Here is an 18,983-nt window from a genome sequence, read left to right on the forward strand (position 1 = left end):
TCACCGAAGGGCTGAGATAGCGTCTGGAAGGCGTTTCGATGTGGGTAAGGTTCCCGCTGCTGCATGGGCTCTAGTGGATTGAGGTAAAGAGAAATGATTGTTGGTTATGCTCGCGTGTCTTCTGTAGGTCAGTCGCTTGATGTTCAGCTTGAGAAGCTACATGAAGCTGGGGCTGAGAAGGTCTATCAAGAGAAGGTATCCGGTAAGAGCACCACGAACAGGGCACAGCTTCAGGCCATGCTTGAGTTTGTCCGAGAGGGTGACACCGTGATGATCACCAAGCTAGACCGGATGGGTCGTTCACTGGCTGACCTGCTGAAGATCGTGAATGGTCTGGAAGAGAAAGGGGTGAGCCTCCGTGTTCTGGATCAGCCATTTGATACAGGGAGCGCACAAGGCCGCCTGATGCTGTCTCTGCTGGGAGCCTTTGCTGAGTTCGAGTTAGAGCTACGTAAAGAGAGGCAGATGGAAGGGATCGCCAAGGCCAAGACAGATGGGAAGTACATGGGCAGGCCAAGGACTCTGGATGAAGCACCTATACGGGAAGCCCTGCTGAAGGGAGACAAGAGCCCATCACAGATAGCAAAGGAACTTGGGGTCGGTAGGTCTACGGTCTACAAGGTAGCCAAGGCTATGAAGGATGAAGGACAGCTAGAGCAGTAAGGTTATGAAGTATGGGGCTTTCTTGTTTTTAATAATCTCCACGAAATGAACGAGAAGGCCCCTAGAATCGTCTCTGAGATCGACTGTGACAAGGCCATGTAATGCCACTCACGCAGCCTAGGATGATCTGAGAGGCGCATAGGCGGGCTCTGGTGGCTGAATCTCTTGCTGTCCATCTGTCCGCCCCTGTTTGGTCAACTCGCAGCTCTCCAACCGCGCACCTATCAACAAGCCTTCCCGAGCACACTTTTCACCAGCACTGTCAGAAAGTGCGTTCCTCTTCCGTCCCTCTTGTTCCCTTCCTGCTCTCCTTCCGTCCCATCACCTGATTGACCTGGATGCTCCAATTTCCCCTGAGCAACCCGATAGACCAATCCAAGAACAAACGACATGACCGCACAACCAACCATTCAATCCAACATTCAACCCAGCACAACTCTCCATTCCCTTCCCGCACTCATCGAGCCAGCCAAAAGACCAAGAGGCCGTCCGCCTATCACCTTCAACAATACATTCGTTCGCCTCTGGCTACTCCGGCAGGTCAAGCAGGAAGAGATAGATGAAGACGATGCTTTGCCCCCTCTCAATTCCCGTCACTCAATCTACAGCTATGCAGGCTGGGTCAATGATGTGGTTACTGGGGCTGCACGGCTGAACAACTCAGAGAAATACACAGGGCTACCCATGAGCACCAGCCTTGTCCTCAAGATCCTGCTATCCCTTCCCACGATTACCAATGCAGCAGTAAAGCAATGGGTCGCACCTTGGATGGGAGGGACTGTTAGCAGGCAATACGTAAACCAGTTGACCAATGCGGCGATTGCTGCGGGTAAGTCCATTGACTATCAACTTGAGAAGCGGGAGGTCTGGGATGGTAATAATTGAGACTCGTATGAATTTTTGCTGACATTCTTTATAGAGGCCGCAGGACTCTCCTTTGGACAACCAAAAGATCTTTCCAAGAGATCTCCAAGATAATAAACATTGGTAATAACAATTAAAATAAAACTGGTAGAGATCTTGTAGACAGAATCAGACAACACAAAGGCCCGAGATCTTTGGGTAAACCTGATTGACATTCTCCAAGACCATTCCTTTTGTTTTATCAACATTATTAGTAACCAAGATCATCCCCAGCAGAAGAAGCACAAGAGGCAAGATGGGTCTTAAAGAAGGTCAGCCAGATTTATCGTGCAGGTTGTCTTGCTGATTGTCCTGCTGGGTTCACCTATCAACAATTAAATAGGGACAAGAATGGAGCGGCCAAAAATACGGAATCCGTAAAAATGGACACCCCAAATGGAAATACCTGATCGCCTCTTAATAATAATTGTGCTTTCTATCGTTTGGAATGGAATGATTCCCTGACCATAAGGATGAGTAATCATTCCTGAATAGATGAACGCTTATTAACCAAATGATTTCACTGCCATAAGGAAGCACAATCAAATGAACAAAGTATCACCAGCGCCAATACTTCCAGAAGGGACAATACTAACTGAGGAAGGGAAGGACAAGATTATCAGCGGCAAGGTACAGCGGCAAATCCTACGCTTGATTGCTGATTATGCTGGAGGATTGAACATGCCTGTACCAGAACTAACAGAGAAAATGAAGCGTGTCTATGGAGTAGAGAAGCAGAACGTCTATCGCTCACTCCGGCTGATGGAATCAAGAGGTGTGCTTCGTATCCTGAAGAACATCAATGGTGAGGGATTAATCTGCTGTTTTGTTACTGAACATGCCACAGATAAATTAGATGCGTATGGGGATAACATCTACATCTACGAGACTTCTGATTTGCAAGACATGATGGATGAACACTATAAATACATGGCTGGAGGCATGGTTGTAGGTTCAAGTGATTTTGTTGCCGGAATACTATCGGAAATCGAACAGAATGGTTCGGTAAAAATGTTCAAGGAATGTTCTTATGCACGTCCTGATTCCAAACGCTGGATCGCGGTAAAGCGCCTAAACAAAGAGCGTCTCTATAAGCTCGCAACCCGTGGATTTAACATGAGGGTAAATCTTGATAAGGCCCTAGAGGCGGCAATTACTAGCGCGATGTTTCCCCTGTTAGATCAAGCAGCCCGTGGAGCATGGCAGCCGTTCTTTGACACCCTGAAAAAGAATCAGGTGATCATCTACCGTGACTTGAAAGGGGTACGAACCATGATTTGGGATCATCGCCGCTGGTCTGTATACAGTGCCCGAGTAATGCGTGAACGAGCTGAGTATCTGGCGACTTGGGCTCTCCCGTGAACAGTTGATAAAGATTGGGGTGGCTGGGGGTGGCCGCCTCATTTGCTACCTCATGCATTTCCCCGATTCGGGGTTTTGCATGACCCCAGATGAAACATGGGACAAGATTGGAGCGTCCAAAAATGCCAAAAGGGCAAAAATGGACACCCCAAATGACACTCACACAAAACGCCATTTTGGCGGAATGTGTTACCCCCAGCCGATCAAGTAGCTTCACTTGCTCCCTAGTGCAAAATGGTCGCCGACCAAAATGTTCCACCCCAGATGACACCTAGGACAAAATCCCGAATCGGGGAAATGTTACAACCCTCCCCATCCTCCATTCCCTCCCTAAACCACCAATAGAATAAACCCTGACTATAGAAGAGACGAACCTTTGCTCTCTCTTTCTAACCTTCTCTATCAGTTTCCATCACCATCCTTGTAATAGAGTGAAAACATAATGCAATTCCTCAAGCGCCTATTCTCAACCACCACAGAAGAAAACCTCCAATCTGAAATAGATTCATTGAAAGATCGTCTGGCTCAAACAGAGCGTGAGAATGAGCGCCTACAAGCTCGCCTATCAACACAGCCTCTCACTCCTAATAAACGTTGGGAAGCATACAAAGAGCTGTCGAATGGTTCACCTAATTACCTTGTCCGTAAATACCTGAAAGAAACAGCAAGTAAGAACGGTGCATACTTTACAAAGAAACCACAAGTGCCTGTTAGCCGCTCCTATTATCCTGATGAAGTTCAGCGAGTTCTTGGTGAGCCTAACGCTTGGAATAATGTGGTCTACCTGCTTTTGTGGAACCTAGACATTATCCATGAAGCTGCTGTAACTGCTCTACTCAGGGAGATTAATGGTAAGGACTACAAGCCTTATTACATTACGCACATTACCAGAGCAGCACGTTGCGCAAGCATGGTTATCTACAAGTACATAAAGGTGAACAATTTGGATGAGTAATCGAGAGGTAGAGAACACAACAAACAAATCTTGAAGGGCTCACTGGATTCAGTGGGCCTTTTCTTTTACCTGCAATAAGAAAGCAATACACATAACAACAATAAATAATAAGAAGAAATCAAATTGAATAACTATAGCAACGATAATTTTCCTATCCAACAAACCCCAAGTTTCCCAGGTCAAAACAATGGCACTGGTGACACCCGCTTTTTGTACCGCAAATTGTTCGCTGGTGAAGTGCTGACATGTTTCCAAGATCACTGCTTTGCTCTGCGAACTATTAACAAGCGTATCCTGCGAAATGGTAAGTCCATCAACTTCCCAATGATTAGCTTTTCACGAGGAGCTAAGTATCACAAGGAAGGTGAACTTATTAAAGCTGCTGAACTTAAACATACCACACGTTCAATTACTGTAGATGATGTGCTCTACTCAATGGTATTTGTCCCAGAGGTAGATAATGACCTCAACAGTTTTAATGTCCGTTCCCATTATGTCAAAGAACTTGCCTATGAAATGGCTAATGGTATGGATAAGAATGTAATGCGTATCATCGCTAAGGCTGCATTTATTACTGATAAGGCGGCAGCAGAGAAAGTATTTGGTGAGGGCAATGTTCTGGATGATGAAGTATTTACAAATAACGTTACCCTTGCCCAATACGGCACTGATGGTTCTAAATTTACACGAGGCCAACAGATCGTGGATGCTATTCATAAAGCTCGCTCAGAGTTTGTGAAAAAGAATGTTCCCAACATCGACACAGCAGTTTGTATTCTGACCCCTGATGACTATGAGGCTCTTGTAAACGCTGCACAGGACATTAATAAAATGCCTTGGATGAACAAGCAGTTTCAAGGTCTAGTGAGCTTTGATGAAAAGCTGGATGCTTCAGGCGATAACCCTATTACTGGTCTGAAGATTGCCGGTATCCAGATTTATGAAACTAACCACTTGCCGAATCAGAACGAGCTGAATGGTCTTATTGGACAACCTGAACCTCTCCCCGTTGAAGAAGGTGGTTCTGGCCGTACTGATGCTTATCGGGCTGACTTCACAGGTCTAGCAGGTCTTGTATACACCAAGGATTGCGCGGCTGCTGTTATGGTGCGGGATGTGAGCACACAAACGATTGAAGAACCCTTGCGTCTTGGTGAGAACGTTCTGACTACTATGTACGTAGGTACTAACATCCTGCGTCCTGCATGTGCTATCGCATTGTTTGAAGCCAAGACAGACACCGTTAATGAACGTCTGCCGTCATTCATTGCACAGAACATGAAGAAGCTAAAGAAGCAGAAGAAGTAATTGAATCTAAGCTGCTGGGTACCTATCCGGCAGCATTATAATTTTGAGAATAATAACAATGAGAGATAACAAGAAAGATGGAACAACTATGTCCATCACCAAAGCTACGCTACAAATGCTAGATGAAGAACGAGTACGGCACGGTAAAAATACTGGTAAACCTATGTCCCGTTCAGAAATGGCCCGACTCCTTATTGCAGAGAGTATTTGCCGAAGAGTGGATAGTGCAGGCGTTCAAGTATCAGACCCGTACACTCTTATCAAATTGAAGACTGAACAACTGCAAACTGAAATTAATGCTCTTGTAGATACTGCCGAGAAAATGAGTAAGGAGGTTAAAGCAAATGAGCCTATCTGAAGACATTAATGATTTTAGCAATTCTCCTATGCGTGGTGACATTGAAGTTGATTCCTACAATTTGCCTGAATACTCAGTAGGTATGAATGATAATGGTGAAGCCCTCTATTCATTCAATGGTCTGGAAATGACAGAAGCACAGCGGGATTCTCTATTTGGAGTCTCTGAAGAAACATGCAGCATTGAGCAAGAGCATAACCTAGACACCTACGTTGAAAGCACAGAGAACGATGAAAGCAATCAACACCCAATTTATTCAAAGCTGGACACCATTAATAAAGCAAGCGGTGACGTAGGCCAATTCTATTCTGATGCTCTATTCAACAATGACCATGAAGCTATGGCCTCTGTGTCTAATGAAACTGGTATGGAGCAGGATGAAATCAATTCTTATGCCTACGCTGTTCTAGCCGACATTTCAAATGAGCTTGGCGCTGATTATAACCAGATGGTTGAAATGCTTGAGCAAGACATTTCCAACATTAAATCTACTAGGTCAGAGGCCGGATACAAAATCCTAAACTCTGCAATTAAGAAAGCATTCAAAGGCGATTACCAAGGGGCTATGAGTCTCTGGGATGGCTACCGTAAAATTATCTATAAGAACAAATAAGACCTATCAACATGAACACCAAAAAGATTACTAAAGAAGACCTCTCCCTTGAGCTGTTTGACGAAATTAACGCACTCAAGGCCCAAATCCGATTCCTTGCACAACATAGCTCCGCTCCAATGGCAGCATTCGCAGCAGCAGGTTATAAGGCATCTGTAGCTTATCAAGAGGAACAGCAGCAGAAGGCTTATGATCGTAAGCTCGATAAGCAGTATGAAGAAGACATTAAGGCCATCAAAGCATGGGCACAGGATTACTATTTCTGCTTTGCCAATGCAGAGGATGCGGAAAAGTATGTAAATGAACAATGGGAATACATCTGCAAGGCCCGTAATAGTGAACATGGCCGCAATCATGATTACCAATACCAAGAACCAAGCTATGAGCAACTGTTCAAAGCAATGAAGGACATGGCATACACAGCCGGTAATCTGGATGCTTCAGATAAAGATAAGAGTATCGCTATGGCTGCCCTGCCTGTTATCCGTGAGAAAATGAAGGCATTCATCGAGCAAGAAACAAAGGTGGAATAACCATGTACGTCACTCAGAATCAGTACACCTTGTTTAAGCGTATTCAAGAACATGCAACTCTAGTCCTTGGTGAGCGCCCACAGAAATTCAAATTGAAAGATAAGCTGTTGGGCCATTACCTATCATCGCTTGAACTGAATACCTCAGAACAAATTATGGCTCTGGTTCGTGAGCTATTCCCTGCAAAAGTAAAAGAAGAAGAGAACGAGGGGGAGTAATCCCTCTCTTTATTTAATTATGAAAAGCAAAGAACGAAAACTATTTGAAGAAATCCAAGCAGCATTTAATACAACCCCACTGCTGAAGGATGAAGTTAAGCACCTCTATTTCAAGGCAGGTGTGCAAGAAGTATTGGATTTTATGGCTCATAAAGTCTCTCAGATGGAGCGTGAGCATGTGTCTTAATAGTCATGTTCCAGATCCCCCGAAGCCTCCGGCTCCCCCGCCTGCACCAGCAGAAGCAGCAGAAGTGCAAACTGGTGTTAGTGATAAAGGTGTTAAGCGTAAGGCCAAACAGGCTCAATCTGTGTTCTACCGGAATAACAATGGACTCTCGGTAGGTGGTAACACAGGTTCAGGGATGAACATTGGAGTAAGTAATTGAAGCAATCAGTAAGTGGTATTTATCAAAAACTAAAAGGTACTCGGGAAGCCTATGTAACCAGAGCAAAGAGCTGTGCAAAACTAACTATCCCGTCTCTATTTCCAGAAACAGATAGTAATGGTGAGACCCTGTATGTTCCTTATCAGGGAATTGGCGCAAGGGCTTTGAAGAGTCTTGCATCCAAGATTCAGCTATCTCTATTCCCGCCGGAAAACTCATTCTTCCGTCTTACCGTTGAACCGACCGAACGTGAAAAGCTAGGTGTAGATTCACAAGGTAAACTAGACCAAGCATTGACCCGCCTTGAACGGATGGTGAATGATTATCTTGAATTGAAGAACATTAAGAACACAGCCTTTGAAGCAATCAAGCAGCTTATTGTTGCTGGTAATGCTCTTATTTACATGGGCAAAGAGTCATTCAAAATGTTCAGGCTGGATAAGTATGTAGTCCAACGGGACATGATGGGAGAGGTAGAGCTAATTATTGTGGAAGAACCTGTATTTAAAGCTGACCTCCCCAAGTCAATTCAAAAGCTGATTACTGATGATGATCCCAAACAGAAAACAGTGAAGGTCTACACCTTTATCCGCCGTCAGAAAGGTAAATGGGTATCAGACCAATACTTGGAAGATGAATTGATTCCCAGCTCTCACGCTGAATACGCTATTGGCCGTTGCCCTTGGATTCCCCTTCGCATGGTACAAGTCAGCGGTGAAGATTATGGCCGTTCCTACGTGGAAGAACACATTGGCGATCTCTCTTCCCTTGAGACACTTTCTAAAAGTATGTCCGAGTCAGCAAAAGCAGCCGCTCGTATTGTCTGGCTGGTACGTCCCAACGGGATTACAGATTTGAATGCGCTGAACAGAGCGAGGAACGGGGCCTATGTAGCGGGCAACCCTGAAGACCTTGTATGCCTGCAATTTAATAAGCAAGCAGACATGGCTATTACCAAGACAGAAGCAGACGAGATCCGGCGTGGTATCTCTCAAGCATTCTTGATGCAAAGCTCTCTACAGCGTTCTGGTGAGCGTGTGACAGCCGAAGAGATCCGAACTCTGGCTAGTGAGCTTGAACAGGTTCTAGGGGGCGTCTATTCGCTCCTGAGTATGGAACTGCAAATGCCTATCGTCAGTGTCGCTATTGGTAGGCTGGAAGCTGATGGAGTGATCCCGTCATTCCCCAAGGGCACATTCAAGCCGTCCATCGTCACTGGTGTAGATGCTCTCGGCCGTGGGCAGGACTACCAGCGCCTTGTAACAGCCATGAACACTATGGCCCCTATGGGTGAAGCAGCAATGACGGCTGTAGACATGGGCGAGCTATGGAGTCGTGTTCTAGCAAGTCTCAACGTCCCAGAGCGTGGCCTTATCAAGTCAGCCGAACAACTGGATAACGAGAGGAAGCAAGAGCAAGCAGCACAGCTTATGCAGGTTATGGGGCCTCAAGCTCTACAGATGCAGGCACAACAGCAGTAAACACGCGCTCCTACGTGAAATCTTCAGGGGGATTACCCTGTGAAGTCTAAGAATCTCGCGTAGGAACACGATAGGGAGCTGGATAGGTGGGGTCAGATGGACATTTGGAAGAATCCTTCCAAATCACCAAATGACTCCAAGCTCAGAGATCATCGAGCGTGACCTTAATTCCTTGTAGTGGGTTCGCCAGACGTTCCCTGGCTATGGCCTCTATTTTCCGAGCATCAGCCATTAATACCGGATCATCTTCTTCTTCAGCGGCCTCTATGTAGGCTGCTATGTCTTCCTCTGAATTGAGGTAATCAGCGGTATCGTATCGGCTAAACCCTTCATGGATAGGGCTTTGGTCTGGACTCTCTTTCATAAATCCCTCTGTGCTGAACAGGTACAACAAGCCAGAGGATACACCGAATAATCCCTGACTATAGAATAGGATTCTATAAGAGGGTCATTTGCTCTACTCATAGATAACATTACTACTATAACTAGATGGTTCTATTAGACTGTCAAGCAGAGTGATGTAAATAATAATAAAAGTAGATAATCCCACTTAGTTAATCTTTTAATTCCTTATTCATGGTTTCTTTGGTGTTCACAACAATAATAATAATGGGTGATAACCACCTGCAACAGCTCCATGCTCTGCAAGGGTAATTGAAATCAAATTCCCCGTGCAGTTAAGTGGCGCTTCTTCTTCCCCTTGGGTCTACAGACTCATCCTGTAGGTCTGAGGGTTTTTACGGTCAGTTTTTTCTCTGTTGTCAATGCAGGCCCCAATGCGGCCCACGAACACTACTTTTGTAACCCCAATTGACCCTGCTGCTTTCTTCGGCGATACTGTTGACGGACGGGTCAAGTTTTAAAGAGTGTGTTGCACTATCAGACGACACAGCTTGAACCCATCTTGTGGGGCGCTATCGATAAAACTTCTTAGCCTTACAGTATGCCTTAACTCATTGATAACTAAGGCTAATCCCATAGAGGGAAATCAAATAAAATGCAAGCAGAACACATTAAGCAAAAAGCCAAGAGCGACACTGCATTTAGCTACGATTTAGAGCGTATGCAACAGCGTGTAGCAAATGCAGCTAGAGCTTCTAAACGGGTTCCAAAGGGACTCAAGAATCCTGATGACTTCCTCCGTTGGTTAGATGCACAATAGGCGTTCTAACAATAACAACGGAGAAGACTAGCCACGGCACATTACACCTACCCCCAAACCCCAATTGATGTTGAGATCGGCCCTGAATTTGAGATAGAGCTGAAACGCGGCAGACCCACTACAAAGCAAGCTGTTGCGTCTTTTGTTGTCCATCTTGAACAACATGGTTTCAAAAACCTTCAGGGCAGGAACAAGCCATCATGGGATGTGCGTAGTGACGACCCTAAGCGGGAAGATAAGATTGATTACGCCAAGAAGCATAATCTACATCACTATCACATAGGCATCCCCCGATACAACCAAGCTAAGTCAGGCATAGGGTTAGTGTCTGAGTACGTTCTACACTACCAACTGCTGTCCGATGAGGATGGTGAGTTTGTGCGTATTGTAGACTATAGCAGGCATCCACCTTTCACTCTTCCCGAAGAGGAACGACTGACTAAGTTGGTATAATGAAAGCCTCTATGCCCGATGGGTCAATTCGGATGTAGAGGCTTCTTTGTTTCTGGTTACTCGAACAGGGTCAGGAATTGCTGCATGTCGGGAGAGGCTATCATGGTCTCTACAGCCTGAAGCTGGTGCTTATAGTCGTACCCCGAGGAATAGAGGCCATACGACATGGTGAGCCCCTTCTTGCTGTGGCCTACGATAGCGGCAGTAACATCCTCTGGAACACCTGCACGGTGATAAGCGGTGATAGCCATCCCACGAAAGCTGTGAAAGCCCTTTGTCCGATCACGGTTTCCAAGGGCTTTCCCCTTGAGTCGTCCGAACTTGTGAGACCATACCCCAGCGGCTTTACTACCTCTGCTACCAACCCAGACACCTGCAATAACTATCTCTTTCAGCTCTGCCCAAATAGCAGCAGGAAATGGGATAGCACGAATTGAGTTAGCGGTTTTGCCTTTCCTGATTCTGACAAGGTGAACCCCATTGTTAACCTCAAAATCGTCAGCCGTCAGAGCAACCAGCTCCCCTATCCGGCAACCAGTCAGTAGACCAAATTTGCTTAGGATCTTCAGAGGATAATCGGCATGTTTCAGAATCTTAACCATTTCCTCAACGGTGAAATCCACATACGATTGTGATCCACCTGTAGAGCGCACATTGGCATTCTTGAATGGATTATCCCCTGATGCGTTCTTGCGTAAGTAACACCATTCCCATAAAAGGGATAACGAGCTGAGGTAGCCTACACGGGTGCTGTCGCTCTTGGCATCTTCCAATGACTGAAGCCATAGGGTAACGTCTCGGCGTTCAATGGTGGAGATTCTGGGGTCTTTCTTGCGCATGAATGAACAGAGACTATCAGCCCCATTGCGCATCTTACTGAGAGTTGCCTTTGCCTTACGCTTGGCTGGGTCTTGTTTGTTATCGAAGTCGAGGTAAGCATTCACTGCCTCTTTCAGCGTTATCTCATACTTGGCTGCAATAACCTTCTCGCCTCCGAGTACATACCGGATCGCGTCAGCTTCAACTTCATCACCCCGAGCCAATGAGTTCTCAACGTCATAGGCATCATAGAGATCTTCATGGATGATCTCGGCGCTCTCGTTACCCTGCCAGATAGTTGTAGGGAGCTTCTGCTGGGATTCGCGTACAGCCTCCTGAATCTCTTCAATCATGGCGTTGAAGCGTGACCTCTTAGGCTCTTGGGCCATCTGGTCAGCAAGTAGTTTGAACTGGGCTAGAGCGGCATCCCGCTTGATGATGGCTTCCCTGAGATCTGAGGTCTCTAGGGTCTTAACGTAGATTGTCTTGCCCCTGAAATGAGGTAAGGGCTGAAGGATTTTTGGTACAGAGTAGTGCAGATACCAGCGCCCTGACTTCAACTGTAGGGCGTATGTTTCACGTCTTCTTTTCACGCAGTATCCCCTTGTGATAGAGTGCGGACTTTACCACAGCATTTACCAAGATGCTTACCTAAAGCACTGATTAATAAGGGATTCAGAGAGTTAGAACACCACGAAGAAGATAATGAACTTCATGGTAATGACTCGGGTGACCTTGATTTAAGGGCGCGAATTATATCAGAACTTTGTGGCCAGCGCCTACTGGATGAGCGTTTGCTCACATTACCCCACGCAGTGTTTGCCGTGCAGCGCCAATCTTGCGTATATTCCCGACCCTGCGCCTCGCCAGATTTTTGACAACAGACTGATCCGATGAAGACCTATATCTACTACCCCGGCATGGAGGTACGCGACGAGCTCTGGCTCAAATTTGCCTTGCTCTATCTGGAGCGGCTTGCCTTTGTCTTCACCGTCAGCGAAAAGAGCGGTCTCACCGCCCTGCTCGATACCCTTCAACAGCAGAGCGATCTGCTAGCCGAGCGGCCCGATGCCGCCTTTTTTGCCGCCATTACCCCGCAATTGGAGAGCCAGATAAGCGGCCTGGTGGCCCCCGATTTCGTCCGCCACAAGGTGTTTGGCAACAAGGAACTGATTGGTCGCTGGCGTCAGGAGGCCAACCACGACTGCTTCTGCCCGGATCAGGTGGGGCTGGAGCGACTGCACGGCTTTTGCCTGACTCACGGCTTTGCGACCCGGGATGAAGGGGGGATCAGAATGGCGCGGCGCTTTGCCAATCTGCTCTCCATGCGTCTCGCCCGTGAGTGGGCACTCGCCAATGACGGGGCGCTTATTACCGATCACGACTATCTGGATCGACTGCTCCATCTGCTCGAATCCCGCTACCACAATCGCGGCGGTCAGGATTGCTTCCACCTCGAAATCCCGTTGCAAGTACCCACTCACCTCGGAGAGATCTCCTTCGCCGAGCTTATCGCCCTGCGCGGGCGCAGCGGCTTTCGCCAACAGCTGGCCGAATTTCATCTGGCCATCGACAACCTGCTCGCCATGCTGGGTAGCGGCTATGCCGACCCGGCGGCCCTGACCCGCTTTGAGCAGGCTCAGCAAGGGCTCAATCAACTGCTCGGGCCCGAGACCCTCAGCATGCCACTCACCACCCTGGTCAGCACCAGCCTGCCCGCCGTAGCCATGCTCCACCAGTTAAAGGCGAGCCACCCCGAAAGCAACCTCATCTTCCATCCCATCAAGAAGAGCCACTTTCACCAGCGCAAGAGCCAGCACTTCTTCACCCGGCTCGGCCATCTGCGCCAACCGGGCTGAATGGGCGGAATGAAAAAGGGGTTGGCATTTGCCAACCCCTCTCGTTATCTGCGGCCTACCAATCATCACCACGATGATTGGCCCGCTCTTGCGCCTTCCTGCGCGCCTCCATCGCCCTGTCACGGCGGATATTGGAAGGGGTACAGGCAAACTGTTTCTGATAGCAACGCGTAAAACTCTCGGAAGCTGGTTCGAAAGGTGAATAGAACCCGGTACGTTCAGGAGAAACATGGTGATCACCATGATTGGTTGTGGCACAACCCGAACTCATCAGCACCAGCAAGGGACACAGAACACGCAGCAAAAGAGAACTCCCGATTGGATTTGAATGAACTCGTAATTATTCATAAATTAATTCATCCAATCAAATATTGATGCATTTCAAATGGTTAATTACATTCACCTCAATGGCTGTCGGCAAAACGATCAACGGGTGATGGTGCCAGCATCACTGTCAGGATGCACCACGCGAAACTCGATACGATCGCTGTTGCCCGCTTCATCCACCACCACCAGCTGATAACGACCCGCCACACTCAGCACCTGATCCCCGTCCCAGCGCAGTCGCTGGCCGTTGAGAAACCAGGCCGACTTGCCGACACCGCCCAGCACCTTGGGCTGCAACCGATAGCGCTGGCTGCGGATAAGGTTGCCCTCCCCCAGCGCCACGATGCGAATGGGGGCCTGCAGCTCGGCGCTCTGCCCCTCCCCTGCACAACTGCTGGCGAGCAGCGACTGCCGCCGCTCGCTGGGGGACCGCCAAGGCTCCAACGACAACGGCCAGAGGGCCCGAAAACCGGATTGTGCCGCATCGGGGCAACGGGTCAGCGTCGGCTTGCCTTCGGCAGTGAGTGCAACTTGCCGCAGCGGCGAGGGCCAGTCCATGGGATCCGGCAAGGTGGGGGGATCGCGCCCTTCCAGCAACCAGGCACTCTGGCGCTGCAAACAGGCTTCAGGCAGGGTCGCGTTCGCCTTGCGCCCCAGCGGCCAGCAAATCTCGGCCTCGCTCACCGTGTTGGGCTGTGCCGGCAGAGGGCTGTTGTCAGCCAGTCGCGAGTAGACCGAAAGCAGCAGCGGCACCGCCGCGCTCTGGCCGTAAAAACCGGGCATAGGGGTACCGTCGGGGCGCCCCAGCCAGACGCCGATGGTCCAGCGACCGGAGACCCCCATCGCCCAGCTGTCGCGATAGCCGTAGCTGGTACCGGTCTTCCAGGCCAGCCTGTTGACCCGGCCGGTCGCCTCGCTGGCAAAGGGCTGATCAGCCCGTCCCTGCGCGCTCAGGATCTGCCAGATGATCCAGGCCGATCCCGGGCTCAGCAAGGGGCGTGACACCGCCTGCTGCCCCGCCAGCCAGACCGGCATCGCCACCTGCCCCTGCCGGGTCAGCGCACTGTAGAGCGCCACCAGCTGCTCGAGTCGAATGCCCGCAGCCCCCAGCGCAATGGCCGGATTGGGTTTGTCGGAGAGCGCCAGCCGCACCCCGGCGTTGTCGAGGCGGCTGACCAGCTTGTCGGGCCCGAGCGCCTCCAGCACCTGCACCGCCGGCACGTTGAGGGATTGCTGCAGCGCCTGAGCAAGCGTCACCGGCCCCTGAAAGGCGCCGGAAAAGTTGGCGGGTCTGTAATCCGAGCCGAGCCTCGGCGCATCGGAAAGCAGGGAGGCCGAGTGCACCAGCCCCTCGTCCATCGCCAGACCGTAGATAAAGGGCTTGAGGGTGGATCCCGGGGAGCGGATTGCCTGCACCATGTCGAGATAACCGTGGCGGCGCAAATTGCCATACTCGGCGCTGCCCACATAAGCGCGCACAGCCATGGTTTTGTTATCTACCAAGAGCAACGCCGCTGAGGTCTGCTCGGGGAAGCGGCGAATGTAGCTCGCCACCCGCCCCTCCAACCAGCGCTGCAGATCGCCATCAATGGTGGTGTGCACCAGCGCCCCGGCCTGATGGTCGGCGGCGAGACGGGCAAAGAGCGGCGCCTCCATCGGCGTGAAGTGACCGCGGGCCAGCACCGGCTCGATACGCCCCTCCAGCCACACCTGTTCGGGCCAGACGCCTTGCGCTACCAGCCGCTGCATCACCTTGTCACGGGCGGTGCGGGCCCGCTCGGGATGCCGGTCCGGCCGGTTGCGACTGGGGGCCTGCGGCAGCACCGCCAACAGCGCCGCCTCGGCATAGGTCAGCTTGGCGGCGCTCTTGCCGAGATAGGCAAAACTTGCCGCCTGCACCCCCTCCAGATTGCCGCCAAACGGCGCCCGATTGAGGTAGACGGTGAGCAGGGTGCGCTTGTCGTAGTGCCACTCCAGTTGCAGCGCACGGGCCATCTGGCGCAGCTTGCCGGGCACGTTCCTGTGGTAGGGCTCGATAAGGCGCGCCACCTGCATGGTGAGGGTCGAGCCGCCCGACACGGCGCGCCCGTAGCGCAGCCACTGCCAGACCCCGCGCACCATGGCCACCGGATTGACCCCGGGATGACGCCAGAAGTAGCGATCCTCGTAGCCAAGCAGCGCCTCGATATAGCGGGGGGAGACCTGCTCCAGGGTAACGGGGTAACGCCACACGCCGCTGGTATCGGCAAAGGCGCGCAGCGGTCGCCCCTTCATGTCGAGCACCACCCGTGCGTAGGCAGGGTCGAGCGGTGGCGGCGGGAAAATGCGATCCAGCGCCAGCAATGACAGGAGCAGTGCGACAACTCCCAGCACCGAGAAACGCAGCCAGCGTGGCAGACGACCAAGCCAGCGCCAGCCAGCGCGGCCACTGCGACCCAGACTCAGCCAGCCATGCTGCCAGAAAGTGAGCGGGCGAACCCACTCAAGGGAGGGTTTGTTACTCAGAAATACGCACCTCGTGGATATCCTCACCCACAGCCCGCAGTTCAGGCCGGTACATATCCTCCACCTGGGTCGGTGGCACCTGATAGCGACCCGGCGTCACCGCCCGCATCAGGTAGACCAGCTGCTGGTTGCTCCCCTCGCTCAGATCCAGCGCTGCCGTGTAGCGGTCATCGCGAAACTCCTGATGCTTGAGATAGTCGTTCCACTCACTCTGCCACGCCGGTTTCCCCTCGATGGAGAGCTCTTCGAGCTTGATGCTGTTGCCAAGGGCCGGGTTCTCCAGCTCGAAGCCAGCGGGCACCATCTCTACCAGCAGGGCATCAGGCACCGCCGACTCACTGCTGACGTTGAGCCGCACCACCACCAGATCACCTACCTTCACCTTGGCCGGATCGAACGGCTGACCGTCGCTGTTGAACCAACTGCGGGTCACGCTCATCCCTTTGCTGGTCCGTGCTGGCGCTTGTTCGGGGTAGCCGATCAGGGTGCGCTGCACATAGAGGGATCCCTTGCCCTCATTGGTAACCACACTGGCCGCCAGTGCCTCGGGGGCACCCAGTTGCAACGGGGCCGAACCGTTCAGGGATTCACTGCCAAGAGAGGAAGTTACCCTGGCCTGCCAGTCGACGGCCGGATCGAAGCGGGCGAGTCGCAACAGGGCGAGCCGCTCCTGAGTGCTGAGCCACTGACGGTGAGCCAGGGTATCGGCCACCTTGGCACTGAGGGCCGGCCAGCGCTCCGCAGCCAGCTTGTGCTGACGCAGCAAGGAGAGCTCAAGGGCCTGATCGCGCAGCGGTGAGCCGTAATCCCCCAGATAGTCATCACCGCGCTCGGTCGCCAATGCCCGGCTGAGGGCCTTGGCGGCGTTCTGCTCATCCCCCATGGCCGAGAGGGCCAGCGAGAGGTGCAAGAGCGGCAAACCGGAACGGGCGTGATCGACCTGCTGCTCCCAGATAAGTCGCAGGGTAGCGAGCGGTGCCTTGCCCACCCGGGCCAGCACATAGGCGCTGTAGGCCTGATAGGCCAACCGACTGTGCTCGGGGGCACTGCTCCAGCGCTCACCATACTGACTGTCGGTGAGATAGCTTTGCAGCCGGTTCAGCGCCTGATTGAGCATTGCCTCCGGCACTGCGTCGCCCGCCTCCTTGCGCGCCAGCAGGTAGTCGGCGGCATAGGCGGTGAGCCACTGCTCCTCGTCGGAGCGACCATCCCACAGACCAAAACCGCCGCTGGGCAGTTGCAACCGCTGCAGCCGCTGCAACAGGGCACGTTGCACGTCCGCCTCGCTCGCCGCTTTCTTGCCCTCTGCGGGTTTGCTCCAGGCGGCCCGCTCATCGGCCGTGGTCAGCAAGTAAGGCCAGGCACGGGACAAGGTCTGCTCCAGACAGGCATAGGGGTAATCGGCCAGCGCCTGCCACTGGGCTGCCGGATCCCAGGGCGGAGTGCCGGAGAGGCTGAGCAGCCCCTGCAGGTTGGAACGATCCAGCCCGGCCAGCTCAGCTGGCGCAAAGCTCATCTGCTGACCGGAGGCCAGCATCTGGTAGCGCAGGCGAGTCTCGGCCGGCCAGGGGGAGCGCAGCGGCAAAGTCCAGTCGCGGCTGATGGCAAAATCCTTGCCGCTGGCCGCCAACTGCAGGCTCGCCACGCCGCTCGCCCCGGTCACGGTGAGCGGCAGGGTCAGCCACTGCTCTTCGCCATTTTTAAGAGCCAGGGTGCCGGGCAGCTCGCCGTTTGCCTTGAGCCCACCGTTGAGGGTCCAGACAAGGGAGAGGGTCTGATCCTCGCCGCTCATGTTGCGAAGCTGCACCAGCGCCCGGGTCTCATCCCCTCTGGCGCCAAAGCGCGGCCAGCCGATCTCGGCCACCAGCGGCGCCACTACCTTGACGGCGCGCTCGGCCTCCCCGACTTGCTGTTCGTTCCAGGCCAGCGCCATCAGCGCCAGTTCGCCGTTGAAGTTGGGCAAATCGAGCGGGATCACCGCCTTGCCCTGCTGGTCAAAACTCACCTCGCCGCTCCACAGTGCGGCGATCTCGACCCGACTCTCCAGCGCGCCACCCTTTTTCAGCGGCGCCCGATCGCCCCCGTAGTTGAGGCGGGCCAGCTTGCCATCTTGCGGCGGGATCACCTGGCCGTAGTTGTCGAACAAATCTTGAGCGAAGCGCTTGCGACCAAAGAAGATCTCGAACGGGTCGAGCGGCTGGTAGTCGCTGATATTGAGCACGCCCCGATCCACCGCCGCCAGCACCACGCGCCCCTGACTGTTGGGGGTGGAGGTGGCGGTCACTTCCAGCCGGGTAAGCGGCACCGCTTTATCCGGTGCGCTCAGGGTAAGCGGCAGACGACGCGCTTCCCGATCCAGGGTGAGCGGCACCAACCCAACCGAGCGCAGACTCTGCCCTTGCTGGCTGCTGACCGGCTTGGAGGCGCTGTCTGGCGCGGCGATCTGAGCCGAGATATGCAAGTCATGGCGCTGCCACTCGGGACTGACCGGGATCTCGAACTCGCCGCGGGCATCCTTGGCATCGCCACCGGCCCCCTTGAGCTCGATACGCTGCCACCAGCGCAGACCGTCGCCATCTTCCACCAGCAACAACCCCTTGCCGGGGCGCGGCGCAACCAAAGTCACGTTGGCCTTGTCGCCCGCCTGATAGGCGCGCTTGTCGAGGGTGATGGCAATCTTGTCGGGCCGCGCCTGCTCGCCACCGCCGCCCCAGGCGTAACTGCCGATCTCCACCCGCAGGCTCGATTGATGGCCCTGACTGTTCTCCACCTCCAACCGATACCAGCCCGCAGCCAGTTGCAGCGTGAGCGGAGTCGGCCCCTTGCCGTCCAGCTGCAGGGTCTGCTCCTGCTCCAGATAGGGCTGGCTGTTGAACTCGTACTTCCACCCCTCGCCATCGGCGTAGTGCCAGTAGTAGTCGCGGTACTCGTTGATAAGGCGCACCTTCACCGCCCCCGCCACCGGTTGGCCTTGCTCATCGAGGTTGAGGATCTGGAAGGGGAGCGGCTTGCCCCCTTCCACACGATCGGCCACGAAATCGGCCTTGAGTGCCGGCCACTGGCTGCCCGCGGAACAGC

General features: G+C 52.6%; 16 protein-coding genes. 12 read left to right on the top strand and 4 right to left on the bottom strand.

The annotated features are described in order from the left end of the window. The first annotated feature begins 93 nt into the window (after nt 1–93). The 11 genes from AACR14_RS09950 to AACR14_RS10000 all read left to right on the top strand — a co-directional run bounded on the left by AACR14_RS09950 (nt 94) and on the right by AACR14_RS10000 (nt 8,780). On the top strand, nt 94–663 hold the full coding sequence (locus AACR14_RS09950) for a recombinase family protein (protein WP_019446052.1): 570 nt from the start codon (nt 94–96) through the stop codon (nt 661–663). Nucleotides 664–1,053: 390 nt separating this feature from the next. Continuing rightward, the gene (locus tag AACR14_RS09955) at nt 1,054–1,548 is read left to right on the top strand and encodes a hypothetical protein (RefSeq protein WP_019446053.1); all 495 of its coding nucleotides are present in this window, start codon (nt 1,054–1,056) and stop codon (nt 1,546–1,548) included. Nucleotides 1,549–2,112: 564 nt separating this feature from the next. Beyond that, nucleotides 2,113–2,928: a hypothetical protein gene (locus AACR14_RS09960; protein ID WP_019446054.1), complete on the top strand. Its 816-nt coding sequence runs from the start codon at nt 2,113–2,115 to the stop codon at nt 2,926–2,928. A gap of 442 nt (nt 2,929–3,370) precedes the next feature. Then, nucleotides 3,371–3,883 carry a hypothetical protein gene (locus tag AACR14_RS09965; protein ID WP_019446055.1) on the top strand — a complete coding sequence of 171 codons (513 nt, stop codon included), beginning with the start codon at nt 3,371–3,373 and terminating at the stop codon, nt 3,881–3,883. Between the two features lie 123 nt (nt 3,884–4,006). Next, a complete protein-coding gene (locus AACR14_RS09970; protein WP_192811953.1) occupies nt 4,007–5,191 on the top strand; it encodes a phage capsid protein in 1,185 nt (394 codons plus the stop codon). Between the two features lie 88 nt (nt 5,192–5,279). Next, nucleotides 5,280–5,549 carry a hypothetical protein gene (locus AACR14_RS09975; RefSeq protein WP_019446058.1) on the top strand — a complete coding sequence of 90 codons (270 nt, stop codon included), beginning with the start codon at nt 5,280–5,282 and terminating at the stop codon, nt 5,547–5,549. Further along, nucleotides 5,536–6,162: a hypothetical protein gene (locus tag AACR14_RS09980; RefSeq protein ID WP_019446059.1), complete on the top strand. Its 627-nt coding sequence runs from the start codon at nt 5,536–5,538 to the stop codon at nt 6,160–6,162. The genes AACR14_RS09975 and AACR14_RS09980 overlap by 14 nt, the downstream gene beginning before the upstream one ends. Nucleotides 6,163–6,173: 11 nt before the next feature. Next, nucleotides 6,174–6,695 (top strand): hypothetical protein, encoded by a 522-nt coding sequence (locus tag AACR14_RS09985; RefSeq protein WP_019446060.1) that lies wholly within the window; start codon nt 6,174–6,176, stop codon nt 6,693–6,695. 2 nt (nt 6,696–6,697) lie between these two features. Then, on the top strand, nt 6,698–6,913 hold the full coding sequence (locus AACR14_RS09990; RefSeq protein ID WP_019446061.1) for a hypothetical protein: 216 nt from the start codon (nt 6,698–6,700) through the stop codon (nt 6,911–6,913). 19 nt (nt 6,914–6,932) lie between these two features. Continuing rightward, nucleotides 6,933–7,100 carry a hypothetical protein gene (locus AACR14_RS09995; RefSeq protein ID WP_019446062.1) on the top strand — a complete coding sequence of 56 codons (168 nt, stop codon included), beginning with the start codon at nt 6,933–6,935 and terminating at the stop codon, nt 7,098–7,100. 195 nt (nt 7,101–7,295) lie between these two features. Further along, nucleotides 7,296–8,780 carry a portal protein gene (locus AACR14_RS10000; RefSeq protein WP_019446063.1) on the top strand — a complete coding sequence of 495 codons (1,485 nt, stop codon included), beginning with the start codon at nt 7,296–7,298 and terminating at the stop codon, nt 8,778–8,780. Nucleotides 8,781–8,922: 142 nt separating this feature from the next. Here the strand turns inward: AACR14_RS10000 and AACR14_RS10005 are convergent, their stop codons facing one another. Together AACR14_RS10005 and AACR14_RS10010 are read right to left on the bottom strand one after the other, a co-directional pair. Then, complete coding sequence (locus tag AACR14_RS10005) at nt 8,923–9,144, bottom strand: hypothetical protein (RefSeq protein WP_019446064.1); 222 nt, start codon at nt 9,142–9,144, stop codon at nt 8,923–8,925. Nucleotides 9,145–10,451: 1,307 nt separating this feature from the next. Then, nucleotides 10,452–11,807, bottom strand: coding sequence for a tyrosine-type recombinase/integrase (locus tag AACR14_RS10010; RefSeq protein ID WP_041201887.1), 1,356 nt, complete (start codon nt 11,805–11,807; stop codon nt 10,452–10,454). Nucleotides 11,808–12,107: 300 nt separating this feature from the next. On the opposite strand from AACR14_RS10010, the gene AACR14_RS10015 reads away from it, so the two are divergent. Then, a complete protein-coding gene (locus AACR14_RS10015; protein WP_019446068.1) occupies nt 12,108–13,073 on the top strand; it encodes a hypothetical protein in 966 nt (321 codons plus the stop codon). A gap of 426 nt (nt 13,074–13,499) precedes the next feature. On the opposite strand, the gene pbpC is transcribed toward AACR14_RS10015, so the two are convergent. Beyond that, the gene (gene pbpC, locus AACR14_RS10020) at nt 13,500–15,932 is read right to left on the bottom strand and encodes a penicillin-binding protein 1C (protein WP_019446069.1); all 2,433 of its coding nucleotides are present in this window, start codon (nt 15,930–15,932) and stop codon (nt 13,500–13,502) included. Further along, nucleotides 15,898–18,983, bottom strand: a 3,086-nt coding sequence (locus tag AACR14_RS10025; protein WP_019446070.1) for an alpha-2-macroglobulin family protein, incomplete at its 5' end; no start/stop codon positions are given. The genes AACR14_RS10025 and pbpC, both read right to left, overlap by 35 nt.

It is taken from the genome of Aeromonas sp. 159 (assembly GCF_963862045.1).
In the GTDB taxonomy this organism is placed as follows: domain Bacteria; phylum Pseudomonadota; class Gammaproteobacteria; order Enterobacterales; family Aeromonadaceae; genus Aeromonas; species Aeromonas veronii.

Coding starts and splice junctions, on each gene's coding strand:
- AACR14_RS09960 (WP_019446054.1), top strand. CDS start 2,113: ATGAACAAAGTATCACCAGCGCCAATACTTCCAGAAGGGACAATACTA.
- AACR14_RS09950 (WP_019446052.1), top strand. CDS start 94: ATGATTGTTGGTTATGCTCGCGTGTCTTCTGTAGGTCAGTCGCTTGAT.
- AACR14_RS09975 (WP_019446058.1), top strand. CDS start 5,280: ATGTCCATCACCAAAGCTACGCTACAAATGCTAGATGAAGAACGAGTA.
- AACR14_RS10015 (WP_019446068.1), top strand. CDS start 12,108: ATGAAGACCTATATCTACTACCCCGGCATGGAGGTACGCGACGAGCTC.
- AACR14_RS09980 (WP_019446059.1), top strand. CDS start 5,536: ATGAGCCTATCTGAAGACATTAATGATTTTAGCAATTCTCCTATGCGT.
- AACR14_RS09990 (WP_019446061.1), top strand. CDS start 6,698: ATGTACGTCACTCAGAATCAGTACACCTTGTTTAAGCGTATTCAAGAA.
- AACR14_RS09965 (WP_019446055.1), top strand. CDS start 3,371: ATGCAATTCCTCAAGCGCCTATTCTCAACCACCACAGAAGAAAACCTC.
- AACR14_RS09985 (WP_019446060.1), top strand. CDS start 6,174: ATGAACACCAAAAAGATTACTAAAGAAGACCTCTCCCTTGAGCTGTTT.
- AACR14_RS10005 (WP_019446064.1), bottom strand. CDS start 9,144: ATGAAAGAGAGTCCAGACCAAAGCCCTATCCATGAAGGGTTTAGCCGA.
- AACR14_RS09995 (WP_019446062.1), top strand. CDS start 6,933: ATGAAAAGCAAAGAACGAAAACTATTTGAAGAAATCCAAGCAGCATTT.
- AACR14_RS09955 (WP_019446053.1), top strand. CDS start 1,054: ATGACCGCACAACCAACCATTCAATCCAACATTCAACCCAGCACAACT.